This window comes from Pantoea endophytica (genome assembly GCF_002858935.1).
Taxonomy (GTDB): Bacteria; Pseudomonadota; Gammaproteobacteria; order Enterobacterales; family Enterobacteriaceae; genus Pantoea; species Pantoea leporis.
In genome coordinates, this window is record NZ_PJRT01000028.1 from 139,038 (window position 1) to 154,266 (window position 15,229).

14 protein-coding genes are annotated in these 15,229 nt (G+C 56.1%); 8 read left to right on the forward strand and 6 right to left on the reverse strand.

From position 1 onward, the window contains the following. The first annotated feature begins 1 nt into the window (after nucleotide 1). Nucleotides 2–1,594 carry a sensor domain-containing diguanylate cyclase gene (locus PZBJ_RS17425; protein WP_101763522.1) on the forward strand — a complete coding sequence of 531 codons (1,593 nt, stop codon included), beginning with the start codon at nucleotides 2–4 and terminating at the stop codon, nucleotides 1,592–1,594. A gap of 32 nt (nucleotides 1,595–1,626) precedes the next feature. On the opposite strand, the gene bcp is transcribed toward PZBJ_RS17425, so the two are convergent. Beyond that, nucleotides 1,627–2,094, reverse strand: a complete 468-nt coding sequence (gene bcp, locus PZBJ_RS17430; protein WP_101763523.1) for a thioredoxin-dependent thiol peroxidase — start codon at nucleotides 2,092–2,094, stop codon at nucleotides 1,627–1,629. Between the two features lie 140 nt (nucleotides 2,095–2,234). Beyond that, nucleotides 2,235–2,801: a glycine cleavage system transcriptional repressor gene (locus tag PZBJ_RS17435; protein WP_101763524.1), complete on the reverse strand. Its 567-nt coding sequence runs from the start codon at nucleotides 2,799–2,801 to the stop codon at nucleotides 2,235–2,237. A gap of 143 nt (nucleotides 2,802–2,944) precedes the next feature. Between PZBJ_RS17435 and dapA the strand changes: the two genes are divergently transcribed. The 6 genes from dapA (at nucleotide 2,945) to ypfH (ending at nucleotide 9,661) form a co-directional block, all read left to right on the forward strand. Beyond that, nucleotides 2,945–3,823: a 4-hydroxy-tetrahydrodipicolinate synthase gene (gene dapA, locus PZBJ_RS17440; protein WP_101763525.1), complete on the forward strand. Its 879-nt coding sequence runs from the start codon at nucleotides 2,945–2,947 to the stop codon at nucleotides 3,821–3,823. A gap of 14 nt (nucleotides 3,824–3,837) precedes the next feature. Further along, nucleotides 3,838–4,866 carry an outer membrane protein assembly factor BamC gene (gene bamC, locus PZBJ_RS17445; RefSeq protein WP_101763526.1) on the forward strand — a complete coding sequence of 343 codons (1,029 nt, stop codon included), beginning with the start codon at nucleotides 3,838–3,840 and terminating at the stop codon, nucleotides 4,864–4,866. Between the two features lie 267 nt (nucleotides 4,867–5,133). Further along, nucleotides 5,134–5,847 carry a phosphoribosylaminoimidazolesuccinocarboxamide synthase gene (purC, locus tag PZBJ_RS17450; protein ID WP_007884822.1) on the forward strand — a complete coding sequence of 238 codons (714 nt, stop codon included), beginning with the start codon at nucleotides 5,134–5,136 and terminating at the stop codon, nucleotides 5,845–5,847. 214 nt (nucleotides 5,848–6,061) lie between these two features. Further along, nucleotides 6,062–6,934 carry a KPN_02809 family neutral zinc metallopeptidase gene (gene ypfJ / locus PZBJ_RS17455; protein ID WP_101763527.1) on the forward strand — a complete coding sequence of 291 codons (873 nt, stop codon included), beginning with the start codon at nucleotides 6,062–6,064 and terminating at the stop codon, nucleotides 6,932–6,934. After that, nucleotides 6,934–8,892 (forward strand): tRNA(Met) cytidine acetyltransferase TmcA, encoded by a 1,959-nt coding sequence (locus PZBJ_RS17460; RefSeq protein ID WP_101763558.1) that lies wholly within the window; start codon nucleotides 6,934–6,936, stop codon nucleotides 8,890–8,892. Before ypfJ ends, PZBJ_RS17460 begins: the two co-directional genes overlap by 1 nt. Before the next feature lie 73 nt (nucleotides 8,893–8,965). Then, nucleotides 8,966–9,661: an esterase gene (ypfH, locus tag PZBJ_RS17465; RefSeq protein ID WP_101763528.1), complete on the forward strand. Its 696-nt coding sequence runs from the start codon at nucleotides 8,966–8,968 to the stop codon at nucleotides 9,659–9,661. A 47-nt stretch (nucleotides 9,662–9,708) separates the two neighbouring features. Here ypfH and PZBJ_RS17470 read toward each other — a convergent pair whose 3' ends face one another. Genes PZBJ_RS17470 through PZBJ_RS17480 form a run of 3 tightly spaced genes read right to left on the reverse strand, consistent with a single transcriptional unit; the run spans nucleotide 9,709 to nucleotide 11,414 of the window. Further along, entirely contained in the window at nucleotides 9,709–9,897 is a 189-nt protein-coding gene (locus PZBJ_RS17470) for a YpfN family protein (protein WP_008108368.1), read from the reverse strand. A 19-nt stretch (nucleotides 9,898–9,916) separates the two neighbouring features. Continuing rightward, nucleotides 9,917–11,044, reverse strand: coding sequence for a succinyl-diaminopimelate desuccinylase (gene dapE, locus PZBJ_RS17475; RefSeq protein ID WP_101763529.1), 1,128 nt, complete (start codon nucleotides 11,042–11,044; stop codon nucleotides 9,917–9,919). 1 nt (nucleotide 11,045) lies between these two features. After that, a complete protein-coding gene (locus PZBJ_RS17480) occupies nucleotides 11,046–11,414 on the reverse strand; it encodes an ArsC family reductase (protein WP_101763530.1) in 369 nt (122 codons plus the stop codon). A 404-nt stretch (nucleotides 11,415–11,818) separates the two neighbouring features. Here PZBJ_RS17480 and ypfM point away from each other — a divergent pair, with 404 nt between their 5' ends. Further along, nucleotides 11,819–11,878: a protein YpfM gene (gene ypfM / locus PZBJ_RS24530; RefSeq protein ID WP_137386901.1), complete on the forward strand. Its 60-nt coding sequence runs from the start codon at nucleotides 11,819–11,821 to the stop codon at nucleotides 11,876–11,878. A gap of 196 nt (nucleotides 11,879–12,074) precedes the next feature. On the opposite strand, the gene acrD is transcribed toward ypfM, so the two are convergent. Beyond that, entirely contained in the window at nucleotides 12,075–15,191 is a 3,117-nt protein-coding gene (acrD, locus tag PZBJ_RS17485; RefSeq protein ID WP_101763531.1) for a multidrug efflux RND transporter permease AcrD, read from the reverse strand. Between the last annotated feature and the right edge of the window lie 38 nt (nucleotides 15,192–15,229).

Consider the following 15,229-nt stretch of genomic DNA (forward strand, 5'->3'; position numbering starts at 1 on the left):
TATGCTAACGCGCCTGCGGCCAAAAACTGACCTGCGCACGCTGATCGCGCTGTTGGCGATCACCAGCATCGTCATCACACTTGCCAACACGCTGTACGCCACCTGGCGCGTGCAACGTATGGTCCTGATCGAAAGCACCCTCGAAGCCAATCGCGCTTACGCCACTAAACTGGCGGCGACGACGGAGGTCTTCTTTCAGCTGGCTCAGTCGCAGCTGCACTACAGCGCGACGCAGCTGGGCAATGATTTTGATGATGCCGATTTAGCGCAGCAGGAAGTCAATCGCCTGCGTGAGCAAACTAATAGCTTCAACTCGGTGGCGGTGGTGGACAGCAACGGCATCGTGAAAGCCATTTCACCCGAATCGCTGATGCTGAAAGGCATGCAGCTCACCAGCCAGGCTTCGCGTGAAGCGCTGGCGCAGCGTCAGCCGATGGTCAGCAAACCCAGCATCTCCGCCGCCAATAATTTGATTGTATTTGTCTCCTGGCCAATCTGGAGCAAAGACGGACGTTACCTTGGCTACGTCGGCGGCACCATCTATCTGAAGAAGAAAAGCATCCTCAACGCGCTGCTCGGCGAGCAGTTCTATCGCGATGGCACGCATGTTTACGTGCTGGATCGCAATAATCAGGTGCTGTACCACCAGAATACCCAGCTGATTGGTAAAAGCGTGCCGGGCATCGTTAGCGATCGCCAACGCGAGGAGAAAACCAACGGTGAAGTGCAACTGACGGAAGAGAACGTGCCTAAGCTGGCCGGTTACGCCATCGTGCCCACCACCGGCTGGATGGTGGTGGCGTTGAAACCCACCGATGTGACGCTGGCGCCGCTCACCGGCTTGCTGCTGAAAGTGTTGAAAAACTCGGTGCCATTTGCGCTGCTGACCTTGCTGGTAGCGGTGATTCTGGCGCGTCTGATTGCGCTGCCGCTGTGGCAACTGGCGCGCAAAGCCAGCCAGATGGATTCCCAGGGCGTGTCGAACGAGATTGGCGGCATTCGCGCCTGGTATTTCGAAGCGGCGCAGGTCAAACGCGCGCTGCTCACCGGTATTGGTTTAGTGCAGGATAAGATTGGTCGCCTGAAATCGGAAGTGCAGAGCGATCCCATGACCAATCTGCTTAACCGGCGTGGCCTGAGCGCAGTGCTCGACTACTTCGCCACCATGCGCCAGCCGTTCTCGGTGCTGGCGCTGGATATCGACCACTTCAAACGGGTCAACGATACCTTCGGTCATGACGTTGGCGATGAGGTGATTAAACATGTGGCACGAACCTTACGCAGCAGCGCCCGTCAAACCGATGTGGTGTGCCGTAACGGCGGGGAAGAGTTCCTGATGTTGCTGCCTGCGACGTCGGTGGAAGACGCACGCATTCTGGCCGAGCGCGTGCGCATCAGCATTGCAGAAAACTGGATTGATCAGGTTGGCAATGTCACGCTGTCGGTGGGCATTGCCGACTGGCAGCCGGAAAGTGGTTCGCAGGAGCAGAGCCTCAAGCAGGCCGATGCCGCGCTTTATCAGGCGAAAAATGCCGGACGCAACTGCGTGATGATCTCCGGTCAGGATGCATTGGTCAGCAGCATTACGCATTAACGCTCCGGGTGCGGCCTGCGCACCCGTTTATCTCAGGCTGACTTCAGATAATCCAGCACGATGTCGTGGTGATTGGAGGTTTTGAAATCGTCGAACACTTTCTCAACTTTGCCGTTGGCATCAATCAGGAAGCTGATGCGGTGAATGCCGTCATAGGTTTTGCCCATAAAGGTTTTCTCGCCCCAGACGCCAAACTGCTCGCACACCTGATGATCTTCATCCGATAACAGCGTGAAGTTCAGCAGCTCTTTATCGGCAAAGCGTGACAGCTTCTCCGCTTTGTCGGTGCTGATACCCAGCACAACAACGCCTTCAGTTTTCAACTCATCCATGTTGTCGCGCAGACCGCAAGCCTGCACGGTGCAACCCGGCGTCATGGCTTTCGGATAGAAATAGACCAGAACGCGCTGTCCCTGGAAGTCGGCCAAATTTACTTGTTCGCCGTCCTGATCGGGCAAACTAAATTTCGGTGCGGTATCACCGGCTTTCAGTGGATTCATCACAACTCTCCATTTTTTTACATGCTGTGGGTAATACACCATCAAGAGCAAAAGTGCCAGGTGGTGTTTACCGTCAGGGTTATTTCACCACACGGTTTGCCGCAGCGGCAGAGTGTGTGGCGAAATAACCCGGAGCCTGATTAAACGGTGCTATTAGCATCGTCGGTGACACTATAAAGACGAATTGAGCCTTGTGCATGCAGTTCTTCGCACAGCTGATTGAAAGCCTGCTCGATGGGCGCACTGAATTGATTGGCCGGGCTGTGCGCCGTTATTTGAATATAGAGCGTCGGTGCCACGCCATCCTGCGCCGGTTTAATTCTGGACACCAGTTCGGCAATGTTCATCTGATGTTTATCGAACAGATCGGTGAAGCGCTCAATGATATGCGGTGAATCTGGCACTTCAATCTGCACCCACACGGTGGCGGGCATCGGTGGCGTGGCGCGCGCATTGGTGCGCTTCATTACAATCAGCAACTCCAGCTCGGCACCTTTCATCGGCAGCGTCGATTCAATCAGGGTGATCGCGTTCCAGCTACCGGACAGCAGCATGATAAAAGTGAACTCATCGCCCAGCATCGCTAAACGGCTGTCCTCGATATTGCAGCCGCAGCTGCTAACGTGACGGGTGATGGTATTGACGATACCCGGACGATCAACGCCCAGTGCGGTGATCACCAGATGGTGAGGCTGTGACTGCGACAAAATGGCATTTCCTGTACGTTCGCTAATAACTATAAGGTAAACATAAAAAAAACTGCTGACAAGCGCGGGAATGGCGTGGCTCGCTTGCTTTTCTTTCAATGTAAAACGTAACATGAGGCACTTGTTTGTCGAGGGGATAGCCCATGTTCACCGGAAGTATTGTTGCGCTCATTACGCCAATGAATGAAAAAGGTAATGTCTGCCGCGAAAGTTTGAAAAAACTGATTGATTATCATGTTGCCAGCGGCACCGCGGCGATTGTTTCTGTTGGCACCACCGGCGAATCAGCCACGCTCAGCCATGACGAGCACGGTGATGTGGTTATGCAAACCCTGGAACTGGCGGATGGCCGTATTCCGGTTATAGCCGGCACCGGCGCAAATGCCACGGCTGAAGGCATCTCTCTGACCAAACGCTTTACCGGCAGCGGTGTGGTGGGCTGTTTAACGGTCACGCCTTATTACAACCGTCCGACGCAGGAAGGTCTGTTCCAGCACTTTAAAGCTATTGCGGAAAGTACCGATCTGCCGCAGATGCTGTATAACGTTCCTTCGCGTACCGGTTGCGACATGCTGCCGGAAACCGTCGCGCGCTTGGCCGAAATTAAAAATATTATCGGAATCAAAGAGGCCACCGGGAACTTATCGCGTGTCTCACAGATCCAAGAGCTGGTTAATGATGAGTTCATCATCGTCAGCGGCGATGACGCTACGGCGCTGGACTCCATGCAACTGGGCGGCAAAGGCGTAATTTCGGTCACGGCTAACATTGCAGCGCGTGAAATGGTTGAACTCTGTGCCTTAGCGCAACAGGGCAAATTCGCCGAAGCGCGTCGCCTGAATCAGCGTCTGATGCACCTGCACCAGACGCTTTTCTGTGAACCCAATCCAATCCCGGTGAAATGGGCAGCAAAACAGCTAGGATTAATCGCGGATGACACGCTGCGCTTGCCAATGACGCCACTGACCGAAGCCGGTCAGACGAAAACGGCGCAAGCGTTGATTAAAGCGGGTCTGCGATAATTTAGGGAGAATCAATGAGTTATTCAGTTAAGCGCTCGACGCTGGCAACGGTAGTGGGCCTTTCCACCCTGATGCTGCTCACAGCGTGTTCCAACGATCAGCGTTATAAGCGCCAGGTCAGCGGGGATGAATCTTACCTGCAGGCGCCTGAGCTGCATGATTTAAAAGCCCCCGCGGGCATGATTCTGCCGTTGCAGAATGGCGATTACGATGTTCCGCACAGCGTGGCGAAAGGCGCGGTTGGCAAAGAGCTGGATATTCGTCCGCCAGCCCAGCCGCTGGCGCTGCTGAACGGCACGCGTGCGCAGTTCACCGGTAACACGGGCGTGCTGGCCGTGGAAAGCAGCCGCGGTTCTATCTGGTCGCAGGTTGTGGGTGTGATTCAGTCTTACAAGTTCCCGATTGCCCAGCGTGATGACGCTTCGCAACAGCTGACCACCGATTGGGTGCAGTGGAACCGTGCTGACGAAGATAACCAGTATCGCGGTCGCTATCAGATCAGCGTGCAGAATCAGAGCTATCAGCAAGTGCTGACCGTACGTTTGCTGGAACTGCAGCAGTCTGGTCAAGCCGTTACTTCTCCGGCACAGATTCAACGCTATACCGGCCAGATGTTGAACGACATCAGCACCGGTCTGGATAAAGTCGATTCTGCCAGCCAGGATGCGGCGGCCAACCGTGCCACCGGACAGATTGATGTGCAGAGCGGCGCGGATGACACCGGTTTACCGCTGTTGATTCTGCGCGCACCGTTTAACGTCACCTGGCAGCGTTTGCCAGCGGCGCTGAAACGCGTGGGCATGGAAATCACGGATGACAACCGTTCGCAGGGCAGCCTGAAAGTGACCTACAAACAGCCGGGCAGCGGCGTATGGGATCAGATTGGCGCCAAAGATCCAGAACTGCCCAACGGCGATTACAAGTTGCAGGTTGGCGATCTGGATAACCGCAGCAGTCTGCAGTTCATCGATCCGAAAGGTCACGTGCTAACCCAGGCGCAGAACGACGCGCTGGTGCAGGTGATTCAAGGTGCGCTGAAATAAATTGCCAAAGGGCCGGAGATTCTCCGGCCTTTTTGTTTTGATTTGGCATATACACAAATCCTTCAAACTGCAGATGCGTTGGCTGCTCTCGTTCACCCGAATCACTTACTTGAGTAAGCTCATCGGGATTCATTCGTTTGCCGCCTTCCTGCATCTCGAATGATTTTGTGTATAATAGCGCCCGGCGAAGTAAACGATTGCGTCACGCAATCGGCGCGCGGTGAAACACCGCTGAACACGGGTTCTTTCATGTTTGGAGTTAACAAGATGCAAAAGCGAGCTGAGTTGTATCGCGGTAAAGCGAAAACCGTATACAGCACCGATAATCCGGATCTGCTGGTACTTGAATTCCGCAACGATACGTCAGCAGGAGACGGTGCACGAATCGAGCAGTTTGATCGCAAAGGAATGGTAAACAACAAGTTTAACCATTTCATCATGACCAAATTGCAGGAAGCGGGCATTCCGACCCAGATGGAAGCGCTGCTGTCAGATAACGAAGCGCTGGTGAAAAAGCTGGAGATGGTGCCGGTGGAGTGCGTGGTGCGCAACCGAGCGGCAGGATCGCTGGTAAAACGTCTGGGTGTGGAAGAGGGCATTGTGCTCAATCCACCGCTGTTTGATCTCTTCCTGAAAGATGACGCCAAACACGACCCGATGGTCAACGAATCCTATTGCGAAACCTTCGGCTGGGTGAGCAAAGCGAATCTGGCACGCATGCAAGAGCTGACCTTCAAAGCCAATGATGTGCTGAGTAAACTGTTTGATGACGCAGGTTTGATCCTGGTCGACTTCAAGCTGGAGTTTGGTCTGTTCAACGGCGAAGTGGTGCTGGGTGATGAGTTCTCGCCAGATGGCGCGCGTCTGTGGGACAAAAACACCATGGATAAAATGGACAAAGATCGTTTCCGTCAGAGCCTTGGCGGCTTGGTTGAAGCGTACGAAGAAGTTGCACAGCGTTTGGGTGTGAAGCTGGATTAAGTCCTGTTTGCACCGGCCCGTAGCGGCGCGATTTATCGCGCTCTTTTACGGTCGGTGCACCTTCCAGACATTGCGCGATAAATCGCGCCCCTACAAATTCCTTCCTCCTTTATCACACCGTTTCTCTCATTCTTACCGTGCTGTCACTACAACACTGGTGCTTACCGCTGCCGCCAACTAAAATCATGCCAAACATGTTTAAAGGAGTTAGACCATGCGCTGGCAAGGGCGTCGTGAAAGCGACAATGTAGAAGATCGACGCAATGATTCACCTGGCCTTGGCGGCGGCGGGGGACGGCAAATCCGCATTCCACGCGGCAAAGGCGGCCTTATCTTGCTGGTGGTGGTCGCTGTTGCCGGCTATTACGGCTACGACCTCACCGCGTTATTGGAAGGCGGCGGCGGCAGTGTCGCGCCAACGTCGCAGCAGCGTCAGGTAAACACCGCGCAGAGCAACGAAGATGCCAAATTCACCTCGGTGATTCTGGCAACCACCGAAGATACCTGGAGCAAGCTGTTCCAGCAGATGAACAAACAGTATGTGCCGCCGAAGCTGGTGATGTATCGCGGGGCAACGCGCACCAACTGCGGCACTGGCCAATCGGCGATGGGGCCGTTTTACTGTCCTGCCGATCAAACCGTGTATATCGATTTGTCATTCTACGATGACATGAAAACCAAACTCGGTGCCGGTGGCGACTTTGCGCAAGGCTACGTGATTGCGCATGAAGTGGGGCATCACGTTCAAAAGCTGCTGGGCATTGAGCCAAAAGTGCGTCAGATGCAGCAGGGCGCGAGCCAGGCGCAGGCGAATCAGCTGTCGGTGAAAATGGAGCTGCAGGCGGATTGCTTCGCCGGCGTTTGGGGCCATTACATGGAGCAGCAAAACGTTCTGGAAGTGGGCGATCTGCAGGAAGCACTTAACGCAGCTGAAGCGATTGGCGACGATCGTCTGCAGCAGAAAGTTCAGGGCCGCGTAGTGCCGGATAGCTTCACCCATGGCACCTCTCAGCAGCGTTACACCTGGCTGAAACGCGGTTTCGATAGCGGCGATCCTGGCCAGTGCAACACCTTCGCTAGCAAGTGATCTCCCTGGTTGAACAAACGGCGGCGATGCAGCGTGCAGGCATTCGCCGCCTTTGCGTGATAGCGGGTGATGCGGAGTGGGCGCAGCAGCAGGCCACAGGTTGGCACACCGCGCTGCCCGGCGACTGGCTGACGGTGAGCGACAGCACCGATTTCTCGCACGCCGTTGCGCCCGCTGCCTTACGCACCTTGTTGGGACGTGAGTTTCAGCATGCGATATTCGATGCCCGCCGCGGTTTTCACGCCGAAGCTTTTGCAGCACTGGCCGGAACCTTACGCGCGGGCAGCTGGTTATTGCTGTTAACGCCTGATTGGGAAAGCTGGCCCAAGCAGACCGATGCCGACAGCCTGCGCTGGGCGGATGTCGCTGAACCGATCGCCACGCCGCATTTTATCCACCATCTGCAATCGCTGATGCGGCAAGACGCGCAGGTGATGTTGCAACGTCAGCATCAAGCGGTGCGTTATCCGGTGGAAACGCATCTGCCCGACTGGCGCTGTCAGGTACCGCAGCAGCAGGCGCAAATCCTTGAACAGCTTGAAGCGATGCCGCCGGGCGTGGCAGTGATCACCGCCGCGCGCGGTCGCGGCAAATCGGCGTTGGCCGGCATGCTGGCGCAGCGCAATCAACACTGTTTAGTCACGGCACCGGCCAAAGTCTCCACGGCGGTGCTGGCAGAATTTGCTGGTGAGCATTTCAGTTTCATGGCTCCCGATGCCGTTCTCGCGCAGGAAGCGACGCCTCAGGCGCAGTGGTTGATTGTCGATGAAGCGGCCGCCATTCCCGCGCCCATCCTGCAACAGCTGGTGCAACGTTTCCCGCGCGTACTGCTTATCACTACCGTGCAAGGTTATGAAGGCACCGGACGCGGCTTTATGCTGCGCTTCTGCGCCACCTTGCCGGATGTGCGCCTCTTCCAGCTCGACGAGCCGTTGCGCTGGTCGCCGAACGATCCGCTGGAGCAGTGGCTCAGCCAGGCGTTGCTGTTTGAAGAGGCGCAGGAGAGCCGCGCAAGCGATGAGATCGCCATTTATCCGGCAACGCCGGAACACAACATAACGGCGCTGGAAGCGGGCTATCGCCTGCTTGCCAGTGCGCACTATCGCACTTCGCCACTGGATTTACGGCGCATGCTGGATGCGCCCGGCATGCGTTTTTGGTTGGCGGGTGCAGCCGAACAGGTAACCGGCGCGTTGTGGCTGGTAGAAGAGGGCGGATTGGATCAGCCATTGGCTGACGCGGTGTGGGCCGGTCATCGTCGGCCGCGTGGCAATCTGGTGGCGCAATCGCTGGCGGCCCATGCCGGTTTCGCGCAGGCGGCAACGCTGCGCTCACTGCGCATTAGCCGGATTGCGGTGCAGGCGTCACAGCGTCAGCGTGGGATCGGCAAAGCATTGGTGGCCACCGCACGTCAGCAGGCGCAGAAATGTGATTATCTCTCGGTGAGTTTCGGCTACACCGAATCCTTGTGGCACTTCTGGCGCGCCTGCGGTTTTACGCTGGTGCGGATTGGCTCGCAGCGCGAAGCCAGCAGCGGCTGCTATGCCGCGATGGCGCTGCTGGCAATCTCGGCGGCAGGTGAAGCGCTACAACAGCAGGCAGCGCAGCGCCTGGCGCGTGATTGGCTGTGGCTGCAAGCGATTATAGATTTACCGTTAACGCTGGTAAGCGATGCCAGCCAGCAGCTAAACGAGGATGACTGGGCGCTGCTGGCCGGCTTTGCCTGGGCGCAGCGCCCGTTCGAAGCCAGCTACGCGGCGCTACAGCGGCTGGTGCGCCAGTCTCCTTCACCGTTGTTGAATGCCATCCTGCTGCAAAAACAGACGCTAACCGATGCCGCGCAACATGCCGGTCTCAGCGGTCGTAAAGCCTTGATAAACCAGCTGCGATCGGAAGCTGGCGCAGCACTGATTCGCCTCAATCCCGACGCGGCGCAGCGGCTGCGTTCATTGCAATAAATCCATTATCTCGTTCAAATTTTCCCGATATCTCTGTGCCAGCAGCGGCGTATAGTGATTTGAGGAGGATCTTATGGCACTACGATATGTAATTGTTCAGCAACCCAGCAGTGCAGCACAGCTGTTTCTGCTGTATCACGGCATCAACGACAACCCGGATTCGATGGCGCAGATTGGTAGCTGGTTCGCGAAAGCGTTCCCGCAAGCGCTGGTGGTGTCGGTCGGCGCACCTTACGCGGGCAGCGTGCCGCAAGGACGTCAGTGGTTTGCCGATATACCGCCGCACGATCGTTCGGAACAGCAGGGCGTGGATGCGATCATGCCAGAGTTCGTGGCATCGGTGCGTCACTGGCAGCAAGAGAGCGGCGTGCGTGCCGAAGCCACGGCGCTGGTGGGCTTTTCCCAGGGCGGCATCATGGTGCTGGAAGGCATGAAAGCGCAGCCGGATTTGGCGGGACGCGCGATTGTGTTCAGCGGCCGCTATGCCACGCTGCCGTTGCGGGCCAGCACGCGCAATACCATTCATCTGATTCATGGCGATTACGACGAACAAATCCCGCTGCAGCACGCCGAAGAGGCGAAGCAACGTCTGATTTCGTTGGGCGGCGATGTCACGCTGGATGTGGTGGAAGATTTACCGCACGCGATTAACGATCGCAGCATGGAACTGGCGCTGAATCATCTGCGTTATACTGTGCCGCGTCGTTACTTCGATGAGGCGCTAAGCGGTGCGAAGCCGGGCGATGATGATGTGGTGATGATGATGTAGCAGGATGCGTAACGGCGCGAGTTATCGCGCCGTTTGCGATATGACGATTATTTCTTTTTCGGCCAGTCGTCCTCGTCATCCCATTTATCGTTGAAATCACGATGCGGCGGTAACGTCGGTTTGTTGTCCATGAATTTTTTATGGTCGATACGTTTTAGGTCTTTGTAAACGTTCATCAAAATACCAACCATCAGCAGGATCACCAGGATCCACCAGTACTCTTTAAAGAATTCCATCCCCTTTCTCCTTTCGCGCTTAGGCGATCAGCTGTTCCATGATGCGCTGATACATACGGCTCAGCATCTGCAAATCTGACGCTTTCACGCACTCATTGATCTTATGAATGGTGGCGTTCACCGGGCCCAGTTCCACCACCTGCGCACCCATGCGCGCAATGAAGCGCCCATCGGAGGTGCCGCCGGTAGTTAGCAACTGCGGCTTAATTTCATTATAGTGCGCCACAGCGTTCACCACGGCATCCACCAGCTTACCGCGTGATGTCAGGAATGGCTGGCCGGAAACATTCCACTCCAGCGTATAGCGCAGCTGATGACGATCGAGCAGCTCCGCCACGCGATCTTTAATCATCTGATCGGTCAACTGCGTGCTGAAACGGAAGTTGAACTGCACAAAGAATTCGCCAGGAATCACGTTGTTGCTGCCGGTTCCGGCTTGCACGTTGGCGATCTGCATGCTGGTCGGCGGGAAGAATTCGTTGCCTCCATCCCACACGGTTTCTACCAGCTCATTCAGCGCCGGCATGGCGCGATGCACCGGATTATCCGCCAGATGCGGATAGGCTACGTGGCCCTGCACGCCATGAATAGTGAGATTCGCGGTCATCGAGCCGCGACGGCCATTCTTCACCACGTCACCCACAATCTCGGTGCTCGACGGTTCGCCGACCAGGCAATAATCCATGCGTTCGTTGCGCGCCATCAAGCGCTCAACCACTTTCACCGTTCCGTTAACCGCGCTGGCTTCTTCATCGGAGGTAATCAGAAACGCCAGACGACCTTTATGCTGCGGATTAGCGGCCACAAAGCGTTCCGCTGCCACCACCATCGCCGCCAGCGAACCTTTCATATCGGCGGCACCGCGGCCAAACAGCATGCCGTCGCGGATGCTGGGTTCAAACGGCGGGCTGATCCAGCGGTTGGCGTCGCCCGGCGGCACCACATCGGTATGACCGGCAAACGCCAGCGTTTCGCCCTGGCCGCGCGTCGCCCAAAAGTTCAGCGTATCGCCAATGTGCATTGGCTCAACCGTGAAGCCGATGGCTTCCAGACGCGCAATCAGCAGCGCCTGACAACCGGCATCATCCGGGCTGAGTGACGGGCGACGGATAAGCTGCTGAGCCAGCTCAATAACCGGACAGAACATATTATGACTTCTCCTGGATAAAGGCGGAATAAAGGGAATCTTTGAAGCCGACCAGCAGATCGCCATTCGGCGCGGCTAACACCGGACGCTTGATGATGGCAGGCTGCGCCAGCATCACCGCTTTGGCGCTGGCGGCATCGTTTACCGCGTCGCGTTCGGCTTCCGGCAGCTTGCGCCACGTGGTACCGCGCGTATTCAGCAGCGCCTCATAACCGAGTTGATCGATAAACGATTGCAGCAGCGCGTCGTCAATGCCCTCCACGCGATAGTCGTGAAAACAGTAGTCGATACCGGAAGACGCTAAATAGTTGCGTGCTTTTTTAATCGTGTCGCAATTTTTAATTCCGTACATCACCCACTGCGCTGTCATCGCTTATTCCCGTTGAGTAAAAAATAAAGCGCGAGTTTACCACAGCGCTCTAAGGGCTGTGAGCGCTGACGGTGAAAGCCGGCCTTATTCACCCATTTTTCATGACCTTTAAGCCGTTATAAATTTTATTACTTAGGGCCAAGAAGCGCTTTCACTTACGCACCTAATAATTGCCTGCGACATCATTAAGCCACTAAGGATTATCCTAAACGCAGATTTCTGCTACCCGATTTAATTCAGCCATTTTTCCTGCCGCATTATAGAGTTGCTGAAATGTGCGTCAGTACGCAATTTCAACAGATTGAAGCTTTTCTACGCTTTTGCCGATAGTGATAACAGGTGGAAACGTATTCACCACCAGAAAAAAACGGCGTAGAATTGCCGCTACAATAAGAGAGGGTTTTATGGTCGACACCGAAATGGGAAACTGGAAAGAATTCATCGAAGCGATGTTACGTAAGTAACGCGTGAAGAGAAAAGCAGGGCACTTCCCAACTTGCTGTAATTCTTACCACACACAACAATAAAGCCGCCATGGATGTTCATGGCGGCTTTTTTATTCATTTAACCGCGCGCGATATATCACGCCGCGACAAGTGTGTGCACTTGATATGCGCGGAACCTGATGTCCGCACAAGCCTTAGCGGCGCAATGGCCTGCTTAATCGTGCGGCTTCTCTTTCAGCGGGAAGCGGCGGCGTACCACCACAAAGAACAGCGGCACAAAGAAAATCGCCAGCACGGTAGCGGAAATCATCCCGCCCATCACGCCGGTACCCACCGCGTGCTGGCTGCCGGAACCGGCACCGCTGCTGATGGCCATCGGCAGTACCCCGAAGATAAACGCCAGCGAAGTCATCAGGATCGGGCGCAGACGCTGACGCGAAGCCTCCAGCGTAGACTCCATCAGCTCGCGGCCTTTACTGTTGATCTCATTGGCGAACTCGACAATCAAAATGGCATTCTTCGCCGACAAGCCAATCACCGTGAGCAAGCCCACCTGGAAATAGACATCGTTCTCCAGCCCGCGCATCCAGGTTGCCACCAGCGCGCCCACCACGCCGAGCGGCACCACCAGCATCACTGAGAATGGAATCGACCAGCTCTCATACAACGCCGCCAGACACAGGAATACCACCAGCAGCGAAATCGCATACAGCGCCGGCGCCTGAGAACCGGACAAACGTTCCTGATAGGAGGCGCCGGTCCACTGGAAGCCTACGCCCAGCGGCAGCTGCCCAACCAGTTTCTCCATCTCGTCCATCGCGGTACCGCTGCTGACGCCGTTCGCCGCTTCACCGACAATCTCCAGCGCAGAGTAACCGTTGTAGCGCTCCAGACGCGGTGAACCGGTTTGCCAATGGCTGGTGGCGAAGGCAGAGAAGGGCACCATGCTGCCGCTGTTGTTACGCACATACCACTTATTTACGTCTTCCGGCAGCATGCGGAACTCTGCCGCCGCCTGCACGTAGACTTTCTTCACGCGACCGCGATCGAGGAAGTCATTGACGTAAGTTGAGCCCCACGCGGTGGTTAAGGTGTCGTTGATGGTATCCAGCGACACGCCAAGCGCCTGCGCTTTGCGCTGGTCGACATCAATCTGCAACTGCGGGCTGTCGTCGAGGCCGTTGTGACGTACCCGCGACAGCGCCGGATTGCTGTCAGCCATCTCCAGTAACTTATCGCGCATTGCCATTAGTCGCGTGTGGCCGATGCCACCGTGATCCTGCAGCTCCATATCGAAGCCCGACGAACTGCCCATGCCGGTAATCGCGGGCGGGCTGCTGGCGATAACGCGCGCTTCGTTGATCTTGTGGAAGGCTTTAGTCGCGCGCTCAATGATGGCGAAAGAGGTGCGATCGCTGCCCGGACGCTCCTCCCAATCTTTCAAGCGAACGAACAGGCGCGCGACGTTTTGACCGTTACCGCCAGGACCCGCTCCGATAGTGGAGAACACCGAAACCACATTGTCTTTCTCCTGGGTCATATAATAATTTTCGACCTTCGCCACCACGTTCGAGGTTTGTTGCAGCGTCGAACCGGCCGGCAATTGCACCTGCGTCAGGAACACGCCGCGATCTTCCAGCGGCAGGAACGAGGTGGGCAGACGAATAAACAGGAACGCCATCACGCCGATAATCGCCAGATAGAGCAGCAGCCAGCGGCCGCCTTTACGCAGAATTTTAGCGACGCCGCGCTCGTAACGTTCTGCGCTGGCGTTGAAGGTGCGGTTAAACCAGCCGAAGAAGCCACGACGACCGTGATGATGGCCTTGCTCCAGCGGTTTCAGCAGCGTGGAACAGAGCGCGGGCGTCAGAATCATCGCCACCAATACCGAAAGCACCATCGCCGAAACGATAGTGATTGAAAACTGGCGATAGATGGCGCCGACGGTGCCGCCAAAGAACGCCATCGGCACAAACACCGCCGACAGCACCAGCGCAATGCCAACCAGCGCGCCCTGAATCTGGCCCATCGATTTACGCGTGGCTGCGCGCGGCGACAGACCTTCCTCACTCATGATGCGCTCGACGTTTTCCACCACCACGATGGCATCATCCACCAGCAAGCCGATGGCGAGCACCATGGCGAACATCGTCAGGGTGTTGATGCTGTAGCCGAAGGCGTAGAGCACCGCAAAGGTGCCGAGCAGCACCACCGGCACGGCAATAGTCGGAATTAGCGTGGCACGGAAGTTTTGCAGGAACAGATACATCACAAGGAACACCAGCAGGATCGCTTCCAGCAGGGTCTTCACCACGTCTTTAATCGAGGCCTTAACAAACGGCGTGGTTTCGTAAGCGACTTTGGCTTCCAGCCCGTGCGGAAAGTAATGCGACAGCTCAGCAATACGCTCACGCACCAGTTTGTCGGTATTCATCTCATTGGCACCGGAAGCCAGCTTAATGCCGAGCCCCGATGCCGCCTGACCATTGTAGCGGCTGAGGAAGTCATATTTTTCCGCGCCCATCGCCACATCCGCCACATCGCCGAGCGTCACCACCGAGCCGTCGCTGTTGGTTTTCAGCGTCACCGCTTTGAACTGCGCCGGGGTTTGCAGCATCGACTGCGCATTCACCGTGGCGTTGAGCGCTTGCTTGTCCACCGACGGCAATCCGCCTACCTGACCCACCGCCACCTGCGCATTTTGCGATTCAATCGCGCTCACCACGTCTTCGGTGGTCAGCGCGTAGGCAATCAGCTTGTTGGGATCGAGCCAGATACGCATCGCATATTGCGAGCCGTAAGCATCCACCTGGCCGACGCCATCAACACGGCTGAGCGGATCCTGAATGTTACTGGCGACGTAATCTGAAATATCCTGTTTGTCCATGCTTCCGTCGGTAGAGACGAAGGCAATCATCAGGATATTGCTGTCACCGGTTTTATTCACCGTCACACCTTGTGACTGTACAGCCGCAGGCAATTTACGCAGCGCACTTTGCAATTGGTTTTGCACCTGCTGGCGCGCTTCGTCGGGGTTGGTGCCAGCGGTAAAGGTGAGGGTGATCTGGGCCTGGCCGGTGTTGCTGCTGTTGGAGGACATGTACATCAAATTATCGATGCCGGTCATGTTCTGTTCGATAACTTGCGTAACGGTGTTTTCCAGCGTTTCCGCGGATGCGCCGGGATAGTTGGCGGTGATACGCACGTTAGGCGGCGCGAGGTCGGGATATTGCTCAACCGGTAGCGAGACGATCGCCAACGTACCGCACAGGCAGAGCAGAATAGACAGAACCCAGGCAAAAATGGGCCGGTCGATAAAGAAATTCGACATGAAACCGACACTCCTCAACTGCGTATTTTTTACTTTTA